17 protein-coding genes are annotated in these 16,139 nt (G+C 68.3%); 12 read left to right on the forward strand and 5 right to left on the reverse strand.

Translation table 11 applies throughout. The features are described 5' to 3' along the window. Nucleotides 1-3: 3 nt before the first annotated feature. The 5 genes from pstA to QSK35_RS17890 all read right to left on the reverse strand — a co-directional run bounded on the left by pstA (nt 4) and on the right by QSK35_RS17890 (nt 5,027). On the reverse strand, nt 4-918 hold the full coding sequence (gene pstA / locus QSK35_RS17870; RefSeq protein ID WP_285747469.1) for a phosphate ABC transporter permease PstA: 915 nt from the start codon (nt 916-918) through the stop codon (nt 4-6). Further along, on the reverse strand, nt 915-1,973 hold the full coding sequence (pstC, locus tag QSK35_RS17875) for a phosphate ABC transporter permease subunit PstC (RefSeq protein ID WP_285747471.1): 1,059 nt from the start codon (nt 1,971-1,973) through the stop codon (nt 915-917). Before pstC ends, pstA begins: the two co-directional genes overlap by 4 nt. Nucleotides 1,974-2,007: 34 nt before the next feature. Continuing rightward, on the reverse strand, nt 2,008-3,126 hold the full coding sequence (gene pstS / locus QSK35_RS17880; protein WP_285747472.1) for a phosphate ABC transporter substrate-binding protein PstS: 1,119 nt from the start codon (nt 3,124-3,126) through the stop codon (nt 2,008-2,010). A 194-nt stretch (nt 3,127-3,320) separates the two neighbouring features. Further along, nucleotides 3,321-4,193, reverse strand: a complete 873-nt coding sequence (gene mshD, locus QSK35_RS17885; protein ID WP_285747473.1) for a mycothiol synthase — start codon at nt 4,191-4,193, stop codon at nt 3,321-3,323. A gap of 84 nt (nt 4,194-4,277) precedes the next feature. Then, nucleotides 4,278-5,027, reverse strand: coding sequence for a response regulator transcription factor (locus QSK35_RS17890; protein ID WP_285747475.1), 750 nt, complete (start codon nt 5,025-5,027; stop codon nt 4,278-4,280). Nucleotides 5,028-5,242: 215 nt separating this feature from the next. Here QSK35_RS17890 and QSK35_RS17895 point away from each other — a divergent pair, with 215 nt between their 5' ends. The 12 genes from QSK35_RS17895 (at nt 5,243) to QSK35_RS17945 (ending at nt 16,136) form a co-directional block, all read left to right on the forward strand. Further along, on the forward strand, nt 5,243-5,944 hold the full coding sequence (locus QSK35_RS17895) for an alpha/beta hydrolase (RefSeq protein ID WP_285747476.1): 702 nt from the start codon (nt 5,243-5,245) through the stop codon (nt 5,942-5,944). Further along, nucleotides 5,941-6,756: an LmeA family phospholipid-binding protein gene (locus QSK35_RS17900; RefSeq protein WP_285747478.1), complete on the forward strand. Its 816-nt coding sequence runs from the start codon at nt 5,941-5,943 to the stop codon at nt 6,754-6,756. The genes QSK35_RS17895 and QSK35_RS17900 overlap by 4 nt, the downstream gene beginning before the upstream one ends. Next, nucleotides 6,753-7,169 (forward strand): thioredoxin family protein, encoded by a 417-nt coding sequence (locus QSK35_RS17905; protein ID WP_285747479.1) that lies wholly within the window; start codon nt 6,753-6,755, stop codon nt 7,167-7,169. The genes QSK35_RS17900 and QSK35_RS17905 overlap by 4 nt, the downstream gene beginning before the upstream one ends. 76 nt (nt 7,170-7,245) lie before the next feature. Then, the gene (locus tag QSK35_RS42740; protein ID WP_352244099.1) at nt 7,246-7,317 is read left to right on the forward strand and encodes a putative leader peptide; all 72 of its coding nucleotides are present in this window, start codon (nt 7,246-7,248) and stop codon (nt 7,315-7,317) included. 80 nt (nt 7,318-7,397) lie between these two features. Then, the gene (locus tag QSK35_RS17910) at nt 7,398-7,835 is read left to right on the forward strand and encodes a DUF4395 domain-containing protein (protein WP_285747480.1); all 438 of its coding nucleotides are present in this window, start codon (nt 7,398-7,400) and stop codon (nt 7,833-7,835) included. 28 nt (nt 7,836-7,863) lie between these two features. After that, nucleotides 7,864-8,709 carry a sulfurtransferase gene (locus QSK35_RS17915; RefSeq protein WP_285747482.1) on the forward strand — a complete coding sequence of 282 codons (846 nt, stop codon included), beginning with the start codon at nt 7,864-7,866 and terminating at the stop codon, nt 8,707-8,709. 1 nt (nt 8,710) lies between these two features. Beyond that, the gene (locus QSK35_RS17920) at nt 8,711-9,013 is read left to right on the forward strand and encodes a DUF1416 domain-containing protein (RefSeq protein ID WP_285747484.1); all 303 of its coding nucleotides are present in this window, start codon (nt 8,711-8,713) and stop codon (nt 9,011-9,013) included. A 1,153-nt stretch (nt 9,014-10,166) separates the two neighbouring features. After that, a complete protein-coding gene (locus QSK35_RS17925) occupies nt 10,167-10,793 on the forward strand; it encodes a heme-binding beta-barrel domain-containing protein (RefSeq protein WP_285747485.1) in 627 nt (208 codons plus the stop codon). Between the two features lie 52 nt (nt 10,794-10,845). Further along, nucleotides 10,846-11,436, forward strand: a complete 591-nt coding sequence (pxpB, locus tag QSK35_RS17930) for a 5-oxoprolinase subunit PxpB (RefSeq protein ID WP_285747486.1) — start codon at nt 10,846-10,848, stop codon at nt 11,434-11,436. Beyond that, nucleotides 11,433-12,284, forward strand: a complete 852-nt coding sequence (locus tag QSK35_RS17935; RefSeq protein WP_285747488.1) for a 5-oxoprolinase subunit C family protein — start codon at nt 11,433-11,435, stop codon at nt 12,282-12,284. Before pxpB ends, QSK35_RS17935 begins: the two co-directional genes overlap by 4 nt. Nucleotides 12,285-12,502: 218 nt before the next feature. Continuing rightward, nucleotides 12,503-13,537 carry a glycosyltransferase 87 family protein gene (locus QSK35_RS17940; RefSeq protein ID WP_285747657.1) on the forward strand — a complete coding sequence of 345 codons (1,035 nt, stop codon included), beginning with the start codon at nt 12,503-12,505 and terminating at the stop codon, nt 13,535-13,537. A gap of 46 nt (nt 13,538-13,583) precedes the next feature. Then, nucleotides 13,584-16,136, forward strand: coding sequence for a glycosyl hydrolase family 18 protein (locus QSK35_RS17945; RefSeq protein WP_285747490.1), 2,553 nt, complete (start codon nt 13,584-13,586; stop codon nt 16,134-16,136). Nucleotides 16,137-16,139: the final 3 nt, after the last annotated feature.

Consider the following 16,139-nt stretch of genomic DNA (forward strand, 5'->3'; position numbering starts at 1 on the left):
CGCTCACTTCGTCTTCGGCGCCAGCCACCGTGACACCACGGTCGCCAGCAGGTTGAACAGCGTGATGATCAGGACCAGGGTGATCGCGGCACCCCAGAGCCGGTCGTAGCCCGCCTGCGTCGGGTTGTTGCGCTCCACGTTCATCAACAGCGGCAACGACGCCATCGGGCCGTCGAAGAGGTTGAAGTTGATGTACGCGGCGTAGCCGACGAGAACGAGCACCGGGGCGGTCTCGCCCATGACCCTGGCCAGCGCCAGCATGATGCCGGTCAGGATGCCGGAGAGCGCCGTCGGGATGACGATCTTCATGATCGTCTTCCACTTGGGGATGCCCAGCGCGTACGAGGCCTCGCGCAGCTCGTCCGGGACGATCTTGAGCATCTCCTCGGTGGTGCGGATGATCACCGGGATCATCAGCAACACGAGGGCCAACGCCACCGCGAAACCACTGCGGCTGAAGCCGAGGGTGGTGACCCACAGCGCGTAGATGAACAGCGCCGCGACGATCGACGGCACACCGGTCAGGATGTCGACCATGAACGTCGTGGTGCGCGCCAGCTTCGAACGGCCGCCGTACTCGACGAGGTAGATGCCGACGAAGATGCCGATCGGCACCGAGATGACGCCGCAGACCAGGCCCTGCAACAGGGTTCCGACGATCGCGTGGTACGCGCCGCCGCCCTGCTGCCTGCCGAGCAGGCCGGACAAGGACTTCTGCCACCAGTCGGCGTCCACAATGGACGGGAAGCCGCGGGCGACCACCGTGTAAAGGACCCAGACCAGGGGAACGACCGCCACGGCGAACGCGAGCCACACCAGCACGGTCGCGAGGCCGTTCTTGATCTTGCGACCGGTGCTGACGCTCTGGAACGTCGGCGGGGTCGCCAGGCGCGAGGGATCCGCGAGGCCGGTGCTCATTCGTACTCCTTGTGGCCGGCGACGATCGAACGGGCGGCCGCGTTGACCACGAACGTCAGCACGAACAGCACGAGGCCGGCGGCGATGTAGGCGCCCGCCGAGCGCGGGTCGTTGAACTCCGCGGCGGCCAGTGCGATGCGGGACGCGAACGTCGAGCCGCCGTCGAAGAGACTCCAGCCGAACGCGGTGTTCGTGTAGTTCAGGATGATCGTCAACGCGATGGTCTCGCCGAGCGCGCGGCCGAGGCCGAGCATCGAGGCGCTCACGTAGCCGGCCTTGCCGAACGGCAGCACGGTGGTGCGGATGACCTCCCACTTGGTCGCACCGAGCGCGATCGCGCCCTCGACGTGCATGGTGGGGGTGCGCTCGAAGACCTCGCGGCTGACGGCCGTGATGATCGGCAGGATCATCACCGCGAGCACGATGCCCGCCGTGAAGATCGTGCCGCCGAACTCGATTTTGACGTTGCCCGTGCCGAAGATCGGGATGAAGCCGAGGGCGCTGTTCAGCCAGCTCTGGAACGGGACCAGCAGCGGGGCGAGCACGAAGATGCCCCACAGGCCGTAGACGATCGACGGCACCGCGGCCAGCAGGTCGACGATGTAGGCGAACGGCCGGGCCAGCCTGCGCGGCGCGTACTGGGTGAGGAACAGGGCGATGCCCAGCGAGATCGGCATCGCGATGAGCAGTGCGAACGCCGACGAGAACACCGTCACCTGGAGCAGGTCCAGGATGCCGAACCGGAGGTTGTTCGGGTCGGTGGTGTTCCACTCGTGGCTGAGCAGGAAGTTGACCTGGTCGAGCCCGAGCGAGGGAATGGCCTGGAGAAGGAGGAAGAGACCGATCGCCCCGATGAGGACGACGATGAAGACACCCGAACCCGTGGCCAGGCCGCGGAAGATCCGGTCACCCGGCCGAACGTGCGGTGTCTTTTCTACGGCTTCCGGAGTCGGGGGAATCGGAGCCTCCGAGGGGTGCTGAGCAGCCCGAACGCCCCGCGCGGCTCCGGGGTTACCGGAACCGGCGGGGCGCTTGGCCACGACGGGGTCAGTCATCGCGTCTTCTTCTGCGAGAAGTGTGTCACTTACCTCAGGCGATCGCCTTGATGGCGGTCAGCAGCTTGTCCTGGAACGCCTTGGGCAGCGGCGCGTAACCGGCGTCGGCGAGCTGGGCCTGGCCGTCGGTGGCGGCCACGGTCAGGAACGCCTTGACGGCCTTCGCGGTGTCGGCGTCATAGCCCTTGGAGCAGACGATCTCGTAGGTCGCCAGCAGCAGCGGGTACGCACCGGCGGTGGTGGTGCCGTAGATCGAGTCCAGGTCGAGGACGAGGTCGTTGCCCTGGCCCTTGATCTTCGCGCCATCGATGGACTTGCCGACCGTCTCGTTGGTCAGCTCGACCGGGCCGGAGCCGGTGTCGATCTTGGCGATGGACAGCTTGTTGTCCTGCGCGAAGGAGAGCTCGACGTAGGTCACGGCGCCGTCGACGGTGGAAGCGGCCTGCGCGACACCCGCCGACTTCTCCTTGCCCTCACCGACGCCACCCTTGAACTGCTTGCCGTCGCCCTGCGTCCAGGCGCCCTTCGAAGCGGTCTTCAGGTACTTCTGGAAGTTGTCCGTCGTGCCGGACTCGTCGGAGCGGTAGACGACCGCGATGTCCTTGTCCGGCAGGTTCGCGCTGCTGTTGAGCGCCTTGATGGCCGGGTCGTTCCACTTCTTGATGCCACCGTTGAAGATCTTCGCGGCGACCTCGCCGTTGAGTACCAGGCCGTCCACACCGGACAGCTTGTAGCCGATGGCGACCGGGCCGAAGACCAGCGGGAGGTGCCACGCCGGGTTGCTCTGGCAGCGCTTGGCGGCCGCCTCGACCTCGGCCGGGGCCTTGAGGGCGGAGTCCGAGCCACCGAAGTCGACCTGGCCCGCGTTGAACTGCTTCACGCCGGCGCCCGAGCCGGTCGGGTTGTAGGCGAGGTCACCGTTCGAGCACTTCGCCTTGTAGGCCTGGATGAAGGCGTCGACGGCGTTCTTCTGCGCCGAGGAACCCTCCGCGTTCAGCTTCGCCTTCCCACCACAGTCGACCGGCACCGAAGCGGCGGTGGCGCTGCTGGTGGAGCCGCCCGCGCCGGTGTTGTTGTCACTGCCACAGGCGCCGAGCAGGAGCGAGCTGGCCGCGACGAGGCCGAGCACGGCACCGTGCCGCTGGATCTTCACCTGAATCCTCCACGTACGGAAGCAAAGCGGTTCGCGACGGACTCGCCGCTCGCTACGGAAGGTAGGTAGCGATAGTGGACGCGGCCCCTAGTCGAGGTGAACGACGGGTGAACAAGGGACGGGAAGTGACGAGTGGCACCCCCGAAAGAGTGATGCCGTGACCTGCGCGTTTGCGATCCGTGACGGTTCGTTCACTACCGGGCGTATTGGATGTCAGCGTCCCAGAGAGTGAAGCCCAACCGTGTGTAAACGCGGATAGCCGGAGCGTTGTCGGATTCCACGTAGAGCATCACCTGGCGGACCCCCGTGCTCTTCAGGTGAGCGAGCCCCGCGAGCGTCAGCGCCTTGCCCAGACCGCCGCCCTGCGCCTCCGGGTCGACGCCCACGACGTACACCTCGCCGAGTGCCGGGCTGTGCACCTTGGTCCAGTGAAAACCGACGAGCCGGTCGTCGGCGTCGAACGCGAGCAGGAACCCCTTCGGGTCGAACCAGGACTCCTCTTCCTTCTGCCGCACGTCCTCGATGCTCATCGCGCTCTGCTCGGGGTGCCAGTCGAACGCGCGGTGGTTGACGTAGACGACGGCCGCCTCGTCCTTGCCCGGCTCGAAGCTCCGGATGCGCACACCCTCGGGGAGCTGCGGCTCCGGCAGGTCGTCGTCCAGGCGCAAACGCATGCGCAGCAGCTCACGCGCCTTCTCGAACCCGAGCTTGGCCGCGAGCCGGCCGGTGTCGGGGTGGCCGCCGTGCGCCCAGATGCGCAGGTGTTCGGGTAACGCCGCGACGAGCTGCGTGCCGATGCCCTGGTTGCGGAACGCCGGGTGCACGGCGAGCTCGGCGACCTGGTTGCCACCCGAGTCACCGAGTTTGTCCAGGTGGGCGTAGCCGACGATCTTGCCGTCGGCGGTGGCGAGCAGGTGCGCGCTGCCGTGGGCTCCCGGCCGCATGCGCAGGCGGACGGCCTCACCGACCGGCGCGACCCCGTCGCTGCGCTCCGCCTCGGTGAGCAGCTCGACGACCTCGGCCGCCTGCTCCGGACTCAGCTCGTCGTGCCAGCTCAATTCCGCCACGGCTGAGAAACTACATCGTGAGTGGTTTCCGTCGTCATAGCGACGGAAACCACTCACGACCGATGACCTGGGCGGGCGCCCGCGTCAGCGCGCGGGCGCGTACAGCTCCGTGTCTTCGACGGTCTCGGTCGCGTCGGCGCCACGACGGACGTTGCTGCCGGGCCGCGGCGGCCGGACGAACTTGTAGCCGACGTTGCGGACGGTGCCGATGAGGGCCTCGTGCTCGGGGCCGAGCTTCGCGCGCAGGCGTCGCACGTGCACGTCGACCGTGCGGGTGCCACCGAAGAAGTCGTAGCCCCAGACCTCCTGCAGCAGCTGCGCGCGGGTGAACACCCGGCCCGCGTGCTGCGCGAGGTACTTGAGGAGCTCGAACTCCTTGTAGGTGAGGTCAAGAGGACGGCCGCGCAGGCGGGCGGTGTAGGTCGCCTCGTCGATGACCAGGTCGCCGAGCTGCAGGGCACCGTCGCCGCCGGGCTGGGTCGTGCCGCGGCGCGAGCGCACCAGGCGCAGGCGGGCGTCGACCTCGGCTGGGCCGGAGGTCGGGAGCAGGATCTCGTCGACGCTCCAGTCGGAGTTGACCGCGACCAGACCGCCCTCGGTGACGACCGCGACGACCGGGACGTCCACGCCGCTCGAGTCGAGCAGGCGGCACAGCGACCGGGCGCCGACCAGGTCCGTCCGTGCGTCGACCAGGACCACGTCGTGCGGGCCTGCCTCGAGCAGGGCGGAGACCTCGGGCCGGAGCGGCCGCACCTCGTGGGGCAGCAGCGACAGTGCGGGCAGCACTGCCTCCGGGTCGGGGTCGGTGGTCAGCAGCAGAACGTCGATGCTCATCGCGGCGCCCTCCTAATCGGCCTGCGCGGTGGCCACCGGGAACAGCGTGACCAGCGCACGGCGTTACGGTGACCGGGCCCCGTTGCCTGCGGATGACGGAGACAATACCGGTGAGGTCCAGGAAAGTCCCAGGTCAAGACGTCGTGGTCACAGTTGTTTCCACAAGCGTCACGCCTGTTACATCCATGTCACATGACGGAGTACGCCTTCACGGCGTGCACTACGCGCACGAAGGCGACCTCGCTTTCGTTGTGGGACATGGATTCACGAACAACGTGCGGCGTCCGCACGTGGCCCGCGTGCTCGCCATGCTGGCCGAGCACGGCGGGGTTGTGGCGCTCGATTTCCGCGGTCATGGGGCGTCCGGCGGCCGGTCGACGGTCGGGGGTGACGAGGTTCACGACGTGGCCGCGGCCGTCCAGATCGCGAGAGACCTCGGTTACACCCGGATCGTCACGGTGGGGTTCTCGATGGGCGCCTCGATCGTGATCAGGCACGCCGCGCTCATGGAACCGCCGGACGCGGTCGCCGCGGTGAGCGGGCCGGCCCGGTGGTGGTCACGCGAGACGAAGTCGATGCGCCGGGTGCACTGGCTGTTGGAGCAGCCACATGGCCGGCTCGCCGCGCGGGCACTGGGGGTTCGGCTGGGCGCGCCGTGGGTAAAGCCACCGGAGAGTCCACTCGAGGTGGTCCACCGCATCACGCCGACCCCACTGCTCATCGTGCACGGTGAGGAGGACCATTACTTCGCACCGGCGCACGCCACGTCGTTGCACCGCGCCACGAACGGCCACGCCGAACTGTGGCTCGAGCCCGGTATGCGGCACGCCGAGACCGCCGTGACGCCGGAGCTGGTAGACCGGATGGCGGCATGGCTCGTCGCCAACTCCCTGGCAAGCAAGAAGGAAGTCACGTGACCGCACCCGCAAGGCCACGCAGGAAGAAGCGGAAGTCGCGCCGCGGCAAGATCCTGATCATCACGCTGATCGTGCTCGGCGTGCTGCTGGTGGGCGCCGACTTCGCGCTCGCGGCGGCCGGCGAGTACCAGATCGCGCAGAAGATGCGGGAGAAGCTGCAGCTCAAGGAGGACCCGTCGGTCCGGATCAACGGCTTCCCGTTCATCCTGCAGGCGGTGCGCGGCGACTACCGGCACATCCGGATCCAGGCGACCGGCGTCCCGGTGAAGGACGAGAAGAACGACATCGACATCCGCGACCTGGACATCGAGGCGAACCTCCTGCACACGCGGATCCCGCTGTCCGACCTGCTCGCGGGCCGCACCGGCAACGCCGTCATCGACCAGGTCGACGGCAGCGTCAAGGTCAAGGCGCTCGACCTCAACCGCTTCATCAACGGCCGCACGCCGTTCGACAAGCTCTCGATCGAGCCGGACACCCGCCCGGCCGTGACGACGACGGCCGGCGAGAAGCCGTCGAGCACCGCGCCGGTGAAGCTCAGCGGCACCGCCGCGCTCGCGGGCAAGCAGGTCGTCGTGACCGCGTTCGGCGTGGTCGCCGTGGTGGACGGCCAGCTGCAGGTAAGCGTGGAAGACGTGCAGCTCGACGACATGTCGCTGGCGCAGCTGATCCCCGCGCTGCGCGATGCGATGAACATCAAGGTCGCCCCCGGAGCGCTCCCGTTCGGCGTGACACCGACCGCGGTTCAGGTGGAGAGTGGGGCGTTCACGCTGCACGGCACGGTCGAGAACGTTCCGCTGGACCAGGGATGATCGGAATCTGGGCACTGCTCGGGGCGCTGGTGGTCACCGGCGCCGTCGGTGCCGTGCTCAGGTTCCGCGAGGGCCGGGTCACCAAGGTGGCTGCCAGGGACGTGCCCGACGAGGTGCGCGAGCTGCTCGCCCCGGACGCCGTGACACTCGTGCAGCTCTCCACGACGTTCTGCGCGCCGTGCCGCCACGCGAAGGTCCTGCTCGGCGACCTCGCGTCGCGGACCGAAGGCCTGCACCACGTCGAGCTGGACATCACGAACCTGCCGGCCGTCGCGTCGACGCTCGGCGTGCTGCGGACGCCGACGACCGTCGCGTACAGCGCGGCCGGCACGGAGTTGCTCCGCGTCGGCGGCGTGCCGCGCAGGGACGCGTTGCTGGACGCGTTGCGGCCGCATCTGGTGTCCCCCACCTGAGTGAACTGCGGTTGTTCCACCTGATGGACACATCTCCCGGTCCGAGGGATCTGGGTCTACCCTCGGCACCATGACCATGCTGCTCACGAAGCGACGCGCGGTTGACCTGTGCCGCGTGCGCAGCAGCCTGTGTCGCACGACTGCCTGACCGGTGGCCTACGAGCGCCTTGACGCGCTCGCGCCGCCTCTGACGGACTAAATCCACGTCCAGATGTCAGGAGGTCTGTCGTGCCCAAAGACGCCCCCGTCGACCCACGGGGTCCCCGGTTCTCAGCGTGGATGACCACGGTCGTGCTCGCCGTCGTACTGCTCACCGGTTGGTGGCGGCTGCTGGCGGCGCAGACGGTCCTGTTCGCGTTGTGCGCGTTCGTCTCGCTGAAGCTCAACCCGTGGGGCCACGTGTACCGGCACGCGGTCCAGCCGCGGCTGACGCCGACCACCGAACGCGAAGAGGCCGCCCCGCTGCGGTTCGCGCAGGGCGTCGGCTTCGTGTTCGCACTGGTCGGCACGATCGGATACGCCTCGGGCCTCACCACCCTCGGTGTGGTCGCCACCGCCGCCGCACTCGTCGCAGCGCTGCTCAACGCCGCGTTCGGCCTGTGCCTCGGGTGCGAGATGTACCTGCTCATCAGGCGATACGCACCCGCACTCGCACGTCCGCAGTAGTAAAACGAAGGAATTGGGAGCCACTTCGATGAGCCGTGAAGACGTCCTGGTCTCGGCTGCATGGTCCGAGGAGAACCTCGAGACGCCCGGCGTGGTGTTCGTCGAGGTAGACGAGGACACGTCCGCGTACGACGGCGGCCACATCCCCGGTGCCGTGAGGATCGACTGGAAGACCGAACTGCAGGACCAGGTCCGCCGTGACTTCGTCGACCGCGCGGGCTTCGAGAAGTTGCTCTCCGCCAAGGGAATCTCCAACGAGGACAACGTGATCCTCTACGGCGGCAACAACAACTGGTTCGCCGCGTACGCCTACTGGTACTTCAAGCTCTACGGCCACACCAACGTGAAGCTGCTCGACGGCGGCCGCAAGAAGTGGGAGCTCGACGGCCGCCCGCTGGACAAGGAAGAGGTCGTCCGCCCGACCACCTCGTACAAGGCCTCCGAGCAGGACGCCTCGATCCGCGCGTTCCGCGACGAGGTCGTGGCCGCGATCGGCAACAAGAACCTCGTCGACGTCCGCTCGCCCGACGAGTTCTCCGGCAAGCTGCTCGCCCCGGCGCACCTCCCGCAGGAGCAGGCGCAGCGCGCGGGCCACATCCCCGGCGCGGTGAACGTGCCGTGGAGCAAGGCCGCGAACGAGGACGGCACGTTCCGCTCGGACGACGAACTTCGCGAGATCTACGCGGAGGCCGGTTTCGACGGTTCCCGCAAGACCATCGCGTACTGCCGCATCGGTGAGCGTTCCTCGCACACCTGGTTCGCCCTGCACGAGCTGCTGGGCTACGACGACGTGAAGAACTACGACGGTTCATGGACCGAGTACGGCTCGCTGGTCGGCGTGCCGATCGAGCTGGGTTCCGGAAAGGACGCCTGACATGTCTGCTGCTGGTTGTGGAGCCCCCGCCCAGGGTGGCGCGGTCGCTGTTTCGGAGACCGAGACCGTCGTCTCGGGCCGCGTGGTAGCCGGCGGCGCGCCCGTCGGTGGTGCTTATGTCCGTCTGCTCGACTCGTCCGGTGAGTTCACCGCCGAGGTCGTGTCGTCGCCTTCCGGTGACTTCCGCTTCTACGCGGCGGCCGGGACGTGGACCGTCCGTGCGCTGCACCGGACGGGCAACGGCCAGGCGTCGGTCGAGGCGACCGGGCCCGGTGTGCACGAGGTCGAGATCGCAGTGGCCTAGTTGGAGATGAGGGACGCCCCGGTGGTCTTCGCCACCGGGGCGTTCTGCTGTGCCGGGCTTCGCGGGCCGGTTGAGTCGTGGGGCGGGTGGTGACGGCCCTGGGATTGTCGGGGGCTGGCGCTACGGTCGGCTGGGGGTGTGTCGGCGCGCTGGCGTTGTGAGCTGCCCCCGTATCTCAGGCTAGTGAGGGGGACCGACAGTTCGGGGGCCAGCGGTTGTGGGGTGCGGGTTCGGGGGTGCGGGAACGCCCGGCTCGGGGTGCGGGAACGTACGACGTGGGTCGGGAACGTACGACTCGCGCGGGGCTGGGTGGGCGACACGCGGGGGCGGAGTGGGCGACGCGCGGCGCGAAGTGCGGACTCGCGGGTGCTGGGTTGAGGGCTCGCCGGGGCTGAACTGGGGACTCGCGCGCATCGGGTGCGGGAGCGTCAAACTCGGGGTGCGGGAGCGTCAGACTCGGGGGTCCGGACGGTAAGACTCGCGGTCGGGAACGTACAGCTCAGGGGGCGGGAACGTACGACTCGCGCAGTTGACGGGCCCCGTGTCGCGCGAGGCGCGGAGCGCGAGCCGGTTTGGGCATCTACCGCACGAGCGACCGACACGAAGGCGACCACGCGCGGAACCGGCACGAAAGCTGGCGACCACGCACGGAACAGGCAGCCAACCAAGCGACGACGCACCCAGAGTGGGGCGCGTCTGGTGGGCACGTACGGAACGCGATTGGGGCTTGACTTGGGGTGCGGCGTGGTAGCCCTTGTCGGGCCGGCAGATCTTGCATCTGCCGGCGGAGCCGGCCCACCACGCCGCCCGAAGGGATCGAACACAGCGCCCCTGCGGTTCCAAGTCAAGCCCCAATCGCACGCGCGAAGCGCGTCCCGGAAGACGCAGCGCCCCACGACACCGGCAGCCAACAAAAGAACAACCACGCACGCAACCGGCAGCCAAGCGAGCAACCACGTACACAGCCGGCAGCCAAAGAGCACGCACAAAGCCACGCGGCGCGTGGGCTTGGACACCGGGGCGCCACCCGCGCAGACCTGGGGAGATATCCTCTTCCGGTGGAACACTTCTTCACCGGACTCCTGGTCTTCGTGACGCTGCTGATCACGTGGTTCGCCGGATACGTGGTCTACCGCCTCTACTCCGACCAGCGATGAGCGCGGTCCCCGGCAGCGGCGACGAAGCCGTCCGCATCGCAGCCGAGCGGGCGGCGGCGACCCGCGCCCGCAACCTGCCCCAGTTCGACGACATGCCGGTCCCTGGCGACACGGCGAACCTGCGCGAGGGCCCGAACCTGCACGACGCGCTGCTCAGCGTTCTGCCGCTCGTCGGCGTGTGGCGCGGCACGGGTGAGGTCGTGTACCCGACGATCGACGGGCCGTTCACGTTCGGGCAGCAGATCACGTTCGCGCACGATGGGCGGCCGTTCCTCGTCTACGAGGCGCGTAGCTGGCTGCTCAACGACGCGGGCGAGGTCATTCGGCCGGCGGCTCGGGAGACCGGGTTCTGGCGGCCGCAGCCGGACGACACCATCGAGGTGTTGCTGACCCACAACACCGGTATCGCCGAGCTGTACTACGGCAAGCCGCGCACGCAGACGTCGTGGGAGTTCTCCACCGACGCGGTGATCCGCACGGCGACCGCCAAGGACGTCACGGCCGCGCAGCGCCTGTACGGCATCGTGAACAACGGCGACCTGGCGTACGTCGAGGAACGCGCGATGGTCGGGCAGCCCATGCAGCCGCACACCTCGGCCCACCTCGTTCGCATCGCCGGCTAAGACCGGCTCAGACCGGTTGGATTGTTCAACAATCCTCCAATACGATGGGCCTATGCTGCTGCGGCGCTGCGGGACCGACGCGGTCCTGGTCGAGGTCGACTCACTCGGCCAGGTGGCGGCCGTCCGCGCCGCGCTCCAAGGCATCCCCGAGGTCGTGGAGCTCGTGCCCGCCGCACGGACCGTGCTGGTCGTCGGCGGGCTCGCCCAGGTGCGTCAAAAGCTCGAGAACATCGATCTGAGCGCACCTCCGCAGACCGACAAGCAAAAGATCGTCATCCCGGTCCACTACGACGGGCCGGACCTGGAGCTCGTCGCCGACACTGCGAACCTCACCAAAGAGCAGGTCGTCGAGCTCCACACCGGGGCCACGTACGAGGTCGCGTTCTGCGGCTTCGCCCCCGGCTTCGGCTACCTGACCGGTCTGCCGGAACCCCTTCAGCAGCCCAGGCTCGACGAACCCCGCACCAAAGTCCCAGCAGGATCCGTGGGCATCGCGGGCGAGTACACCGCCGCGTACCCCCGCGCGACGCCCGGCGGCTGGCGACTGATCGGACGGACGGAGATCACGCTGTTCGACCCGCGAGCAGACCGGCCCACGCTGCTCGCGCCCGGCGACGAGGTGCGCTTCGAGGTGGCCGGATGAGGCGGTTGACGGTGCTCGCCACCGGCCCGCAGGCGCTCGTCCAGGACCTCGGCCGGCCCGGCCACGCCCACCTCGGCGTACCGCCGTCCGGCGCGCTCGACGCCCCCAGCCTGACGCTCGCCAACCGGCTCGTCGGCAACCCCGAGGACGCGGCCGGGCTCGAACTGCTGCTCGGCGGCTTCACCGCAAGAGCCCACGGGTCCTGCACGATCGCGGTCACCGGACCGTCGGCCGAGATCAGGAAGAACGGCAGGCTGGTCGACTCGCACGCGCCGATCCACCTCGCCGAGGACGACGTCGTGCAGGTCGGCACACCACGGACCGGTCTGCGCTGCTACCTCGCGGCATCGGGCGGGATCGACGTGGACAAGCAGCTGGGCAGCCGCAGCACCGACGTCCTCTCCGGCATCGGACCGGCCCCACTCAAGGTCGACGACGTGCTGCCGCTCGGAACCCCTGGCGTACCAACGGGAGAAGACGTCGTTCCCCCGGTCAACGCACCACAAGAGCTCGCCATCCCGATCGTCCTCGGCCCCCGCGACGACTGGTTCGAGCAACCGGCCGAGCAGCTGAGAAGAGGCCGTTGGACGATGTCCGACCGCAGCAACCGGGTCGGCGCGCGCCTCGACGGTACGGCGCTGCAAAGAAAGCAGAACGGCGAGCTGCCGAGTGAGGGCCTCGTCACCGGAGCTGTGCAGATTCCGCCCAACGGACTGCCCGTGATCTTCCTGAACGATCATCCAACGACCGGCGGCTATCCGGTGATCGGAGTCGTTCCCGCTGGTTATCTGCCTCACATCGGCCAGGCGCGACCAGGCGTGAAAGTGCGGTTCCAGCCCGTCGAATGACACAACACTGGCCAAAAGGATGAAACTCCTTCACCGGTGCTGGCTACATTTGGTTGTAGATCCATCGCCTGGGGGAGTTGCCGATGTTGACCCGCTTCTGGGGCGCAGCCATGCCGAAAAACGGCATACGCGCCCGAACCGCCGTGCGAATCTGGCTCGTCGCGATGACGGCCGCGGTCATATACGTGCTGGTCAGACACGGTAGCGGCTTGATCGACATGCGGGTCTACCAAGTCGGCGGCGAGCAGTGGCTGAACAACGCGCCGCTGTACGAGAACTTCCCCGGCCCGTTCAACCTGCCGTTCACGTACCCGCCCTTCGCGGCCGTCCTGTTCAGCGCGGTCGCGTTGCTGCCGTGGGGCCTGGTGGTGGCGCTGTGGACGATCGGCGGGCTCGCCCTGTTCACCGGCGCCTGCCTGGCCGCCGCATGGCACATTCCGCAACGCACGATGGTGATCGGCCTTCTGGTCGCCGCGGCGTGCCTCGTTCTCGACCCGATCCGCGGCACGCTGGAGCTGGGGCAGATCAACATGCTGCTGATGGGCCTGGTCGCCCTGGACTGCCTGCTGCCGCGCACGCCGTGGCCGAGGGGCATGCTGATCGGCATCGCGGCCGCGATCAAGCTGACGCCGGCGATCTTCATCCTGTTCTTCCTGCCCCGCAAGCAGTGGCAGCCCGCCGTCACCGCGGTGCTGACCTTCATCGGCACCGCCGTCATCGGCTGGGCGTTGGCGCCCAAGGACTCCGCGGCCTTCTGGCTGCACGCGATGCTCGACCCCGGCCGCGTCGGCGGCCTCGCGTACACGAGCAACCAGTCGATCAAGGGGCTGCTCTTCCGGCTCGGCATCGGCACCCCGCTGTGGGCGTTGCTGTGCGTCGCCGTGGTCGCGCTCGCGTGGTTCGTGGTCGCGCGCAGCCGCGACGACCTGGCGGCGATGCTCGCGGTCGCGACGGCCGGACTGCTCGTTTCGCCCGTTTCCTGGTCGCACCACTGGGTGTGGATCGGCCCGGCGCTGATCTACTTGTATGTCAACGCGCGCAAGGCGCTGATCCCCGTCGCGCTCGTCTTCGCGATCGGACCGCACTGGCTGCTGCCGAACACCGGCGACCAGGAGCTGCAGTGGTCGTGGTGGCAGCACATTGTCGGCAACAGCTACGTGTGGCTCGGCCTGGCCCTGCTGGTCCACCTGGCCCGGCAGACCCGCAAGCCGTCCATCGACCGGCGCATTGACGCAGTGGTCCAGACCACTTAGCGTTGACCGAAGGCCGCCGCGGACCTCTACACACCTGGAGTTCCGCATGCGCCGATTCCCTGCACTCCTCACGGTTCTCATAGCGGTGTTCGCCCTGGCCGTGCCCGCACAGGCCGCGACCGGGCTCACCGCGACCTTCTCCCGCACGGGCACGAGCGGGAAGTTCGTCGTCGCCAACTCGGGCACGACCGCGGTCACCGGCTGGTCGATCAAGTTCGATCTGCCCGCCGGTGTCACGGTGAGCAACGTCCAGAACGCGACCACCACCCAGAGCGGCACAAGAGTCACGCTCACCCCGGCCTACTACATCAACACCATCCAGCCGGGGCGCAACACCGAGCCGTACAGCCCGGCGTTCACGCTCAGCGCGGCGGCCGACCCGACCAGCTGCACGATCAACAACGCCGCCTGCGACGGGTCCGGCGATCCCGCGCCACCGGCGACCGGGGTCACCGCGGACTTCTCGCTCGCGGGCACCACCGCGAAGTTCGTGGTGCACAACAACACCACGGCCGCGATCGCCGACTGGTCGATCGTCTTCACCCTGCCCGCGGGCGTGACCGCGAGCAACGGCCAGCACGGCACGGTCACCCAGAACGGCACCACGGTGACGCTGGTTCCGGCCTTCTACAACAAGTCCGTGCCCGCGGGCGGCTCGACCGAGCCGTACAGCCCGACTTTCTCACTGAGCTCCGCGGTCGAGCCGATCACCTGTCGCATCAACAACTCCAACTGCGACGGGTCCGCCGACACGCCGCCGACCGCGCCGGGCAACCTCACCTCGCCGGTGAAGACCACGCGCACGGTCTCGTTGTCCTGGAACGCTTCCAGCCCCGGCTCACTGCCCGTCGCGGGCTATGTCGTCTACAACGGCTCGGCGCAGGCGGCGGAGGTCACCACGACGAGCGCGACGGTCACCGGCCTGAACCCGAACACCGCCTACACGTTCACGGTGAAGGCCAAGGACACCAAGGGAACCCTGTCCGCGGCGAGCAACGCGCTGAACGTCACGACCAACAACCCGGCGGACGACACGCAGGCCCCGACGGCACCTGGGAACCTGCGCAGCACCGGCAAGGACGCGGGCAGCGTCTCCCTGGCGTGGAACGCCTCCACCGACAACAAGGGTGTCGCGAACTACGACGTCTACGTCGGTTCCGCGGTGAAGACCACGGTCACCGGCACCACGGCGACGGTCACCGGGCTCGCGCCGTCGACGGCGTACACGTTCACCGTGCGGGCGCGCGACCTGTACGACAACGTGTCCACGCCGAGCAACGCGATCACCGTGACGACCTCCGACATCGTCGGCGGGTACGCCAAGGTCGGGTACTTCGTGCAGTGGGGCATCTACGGCCGCCAGTACTTCGTGCGCAACCTCGACACCACCGGCGCGGCCGCGAAGCTCACGCACATCAACTACGCGTTCGGCAACATCGACCCGGTCAACCTCACCTGCCTGCAAGGCGTGACGAAGGGCGTGTCGACAAATCCACAGGACCCGAACCAGGGCGACGGCGCGGGTGACGCGGAAGCCGACTACGGCCGGGCCATGAGCGCCGCGCAGTCCGTCGACGGTGTCGGCGACACCGGCTGGGAGTCGTTGCGCGGCAACTTCAACCAGCTCAAGAAGCTCAAGGCCAAGTACCCCAACCTGAAGATCATGATCTCGTTGGGCGGCTGGACGTACTCGAAGTACTTCTCGGACGTGGCGGCGACCGACGCGGCCCGCAAGAAGTTCGTGACGTCCTGTTTGGACATCTACATCAAGGGCAACCTGCCCGTGTACCAGGGTGCCGGTGGCCCAGGCACCGCGGCCGGCATCTTCGACGGCATCGACCTCGACTGGGAGTGGCCCGGCGCGGAAGGACACGCGGGCAACCACGTCAGTCCGAACGACAAGGTCAACAACTCGTTGCTGATCGAGGAGTTCCGCCGTCAGCTCGACGCGCTGGGCACCGCGAACGGCAAGCGCTACCAGCTCACCGCGTTCACGCCGGCCGACCCGGTGAAGATGGACGCGGGCTGGGAGCTGGCACGCGTCGGGCAGTCGCTGGACATCTTCAACGTCCAGGGCTACGACTTCCACGGCGCCGGCAGCGACAACTCGTGGGAGCCGAACCGGACCGGCCACCAGGGCAACATCTACGCCGACGTGGACGACCCGTACTCGTTCCACTTCAGCGACGAGGCCGCGATCCAGAAGTACCTCGACGCCGGCGTGAACCCGCGCAAGCTGACCATCGGGCTGGCGTTCTACGGCCGTGGCTGGAAGGGCGTCACCGCGGGCGGCAAGAACGGTGAGTGGCAGGCGGCGACGGGTGCGGCGCCCGGTCAGTTCGACGTCGAAGCCGGCACCCGCGGGTACTCGAACCTGGTCGCGATGGTGCCGAACTGCACCGTCTACCACGACGAACAGGCCGGAGCCACGTACTGCTTCCAGGGCAACGGCGGCGAATGGTGGACGTTCGACGACGCGTGGTCGATCGCCAGGAAGACCGCGTGGCTGAAGAGCAAGGGGATGCTCGGGGCGATGATCTGGGAGATGTCCGGTGACACCGGCGTCCTCATGAACGCCGTGAGTTCAGGCCTGCAGTAAGTG

Source organism: Lentzea sp. NBRC 105346, assembly GCF_030269605.1.
Lineage (GTDB): Bacteria > Actinomycetota > Actinomycetes > Mycobacteriales > Pseudonocardiaceae > Lentzea.

Coding starts and splice junctions, on each gene's coding strand:
- QSK35_RS17935 (WP_285747488.1), top strand. CDS start 11,433: ATGAGGCGGTTGACGGTGCTCGCCACCGGCCCGCAGGCGCTCGTCCAG.
- QSK35_RS17920 (WP_285747484.1), top strand. CDS start 8,711: ATGTCTGCTGCTGGTTGTGGAGCCCCCGCCCAGGGTGGCGCGGTCGCT.
- QSK35_RS17890 (WP_285747475.1), bottom strand. CDS start 5,027: ATGAGCATCGACGTTCTGCTGCTGACCACCGACCCCGACCCGGAGGCA.
- QSK35_RS17925 (WP_285747485.1), top strand. CDS start 10,167: ATGAGCGCGGTCCCCGGCAGCGGCGACGAAGCCGTCCGCATCGCAGCC.
- pstC (WP_285747471.1), bottom strand. CDS start 1,973: ATGACTGACCCCGTCGTGGCCAAGCGCCCCGCCGGTTCCGGTAACCCC.
- QSK35_RS17945 (WP_285747490.1), top strand. CDS start 13,584: ATGCGCCGATTCCCTGCACTCCTCACGGTTCTCATAGCGGTGTTCGCC.
- pxpB (WP_285747486.1), top strand. CDS start 10,846: ATGCTGCTGCGGCGCTGCGGGACCGACGCGGTCCTGGTCGAGGTCGAC.
- QSK35_RS17940 (WP_285747657.1), top strand. CDS start 12,503: ATGCGGGTCTACCAAGTCGGCGGCGAGCAGTGGCTGAACAACGCGCCG.
- pstA (WP_285747469.1), bottom strand. CDS start 918: ATGAGCACCGGCCTCGCGGATCCCTCGCGCCTGGCGACCCCGCCGACG.
- QSK35_RS17905 (WP_285747479.1), top strand. CDS start 6,753: ATGATCGGAATCTGGGCACTGCTCGGGGCGCTGGTGGTCACCGGCGCC.
- QSK35_RS17915 (WP_285747482.1), top strand. CDS start 7,864: ATGAGCCGTGAAGACGTCCTGGTCTCGGCTGCATGGTCCGAGGAGAAC.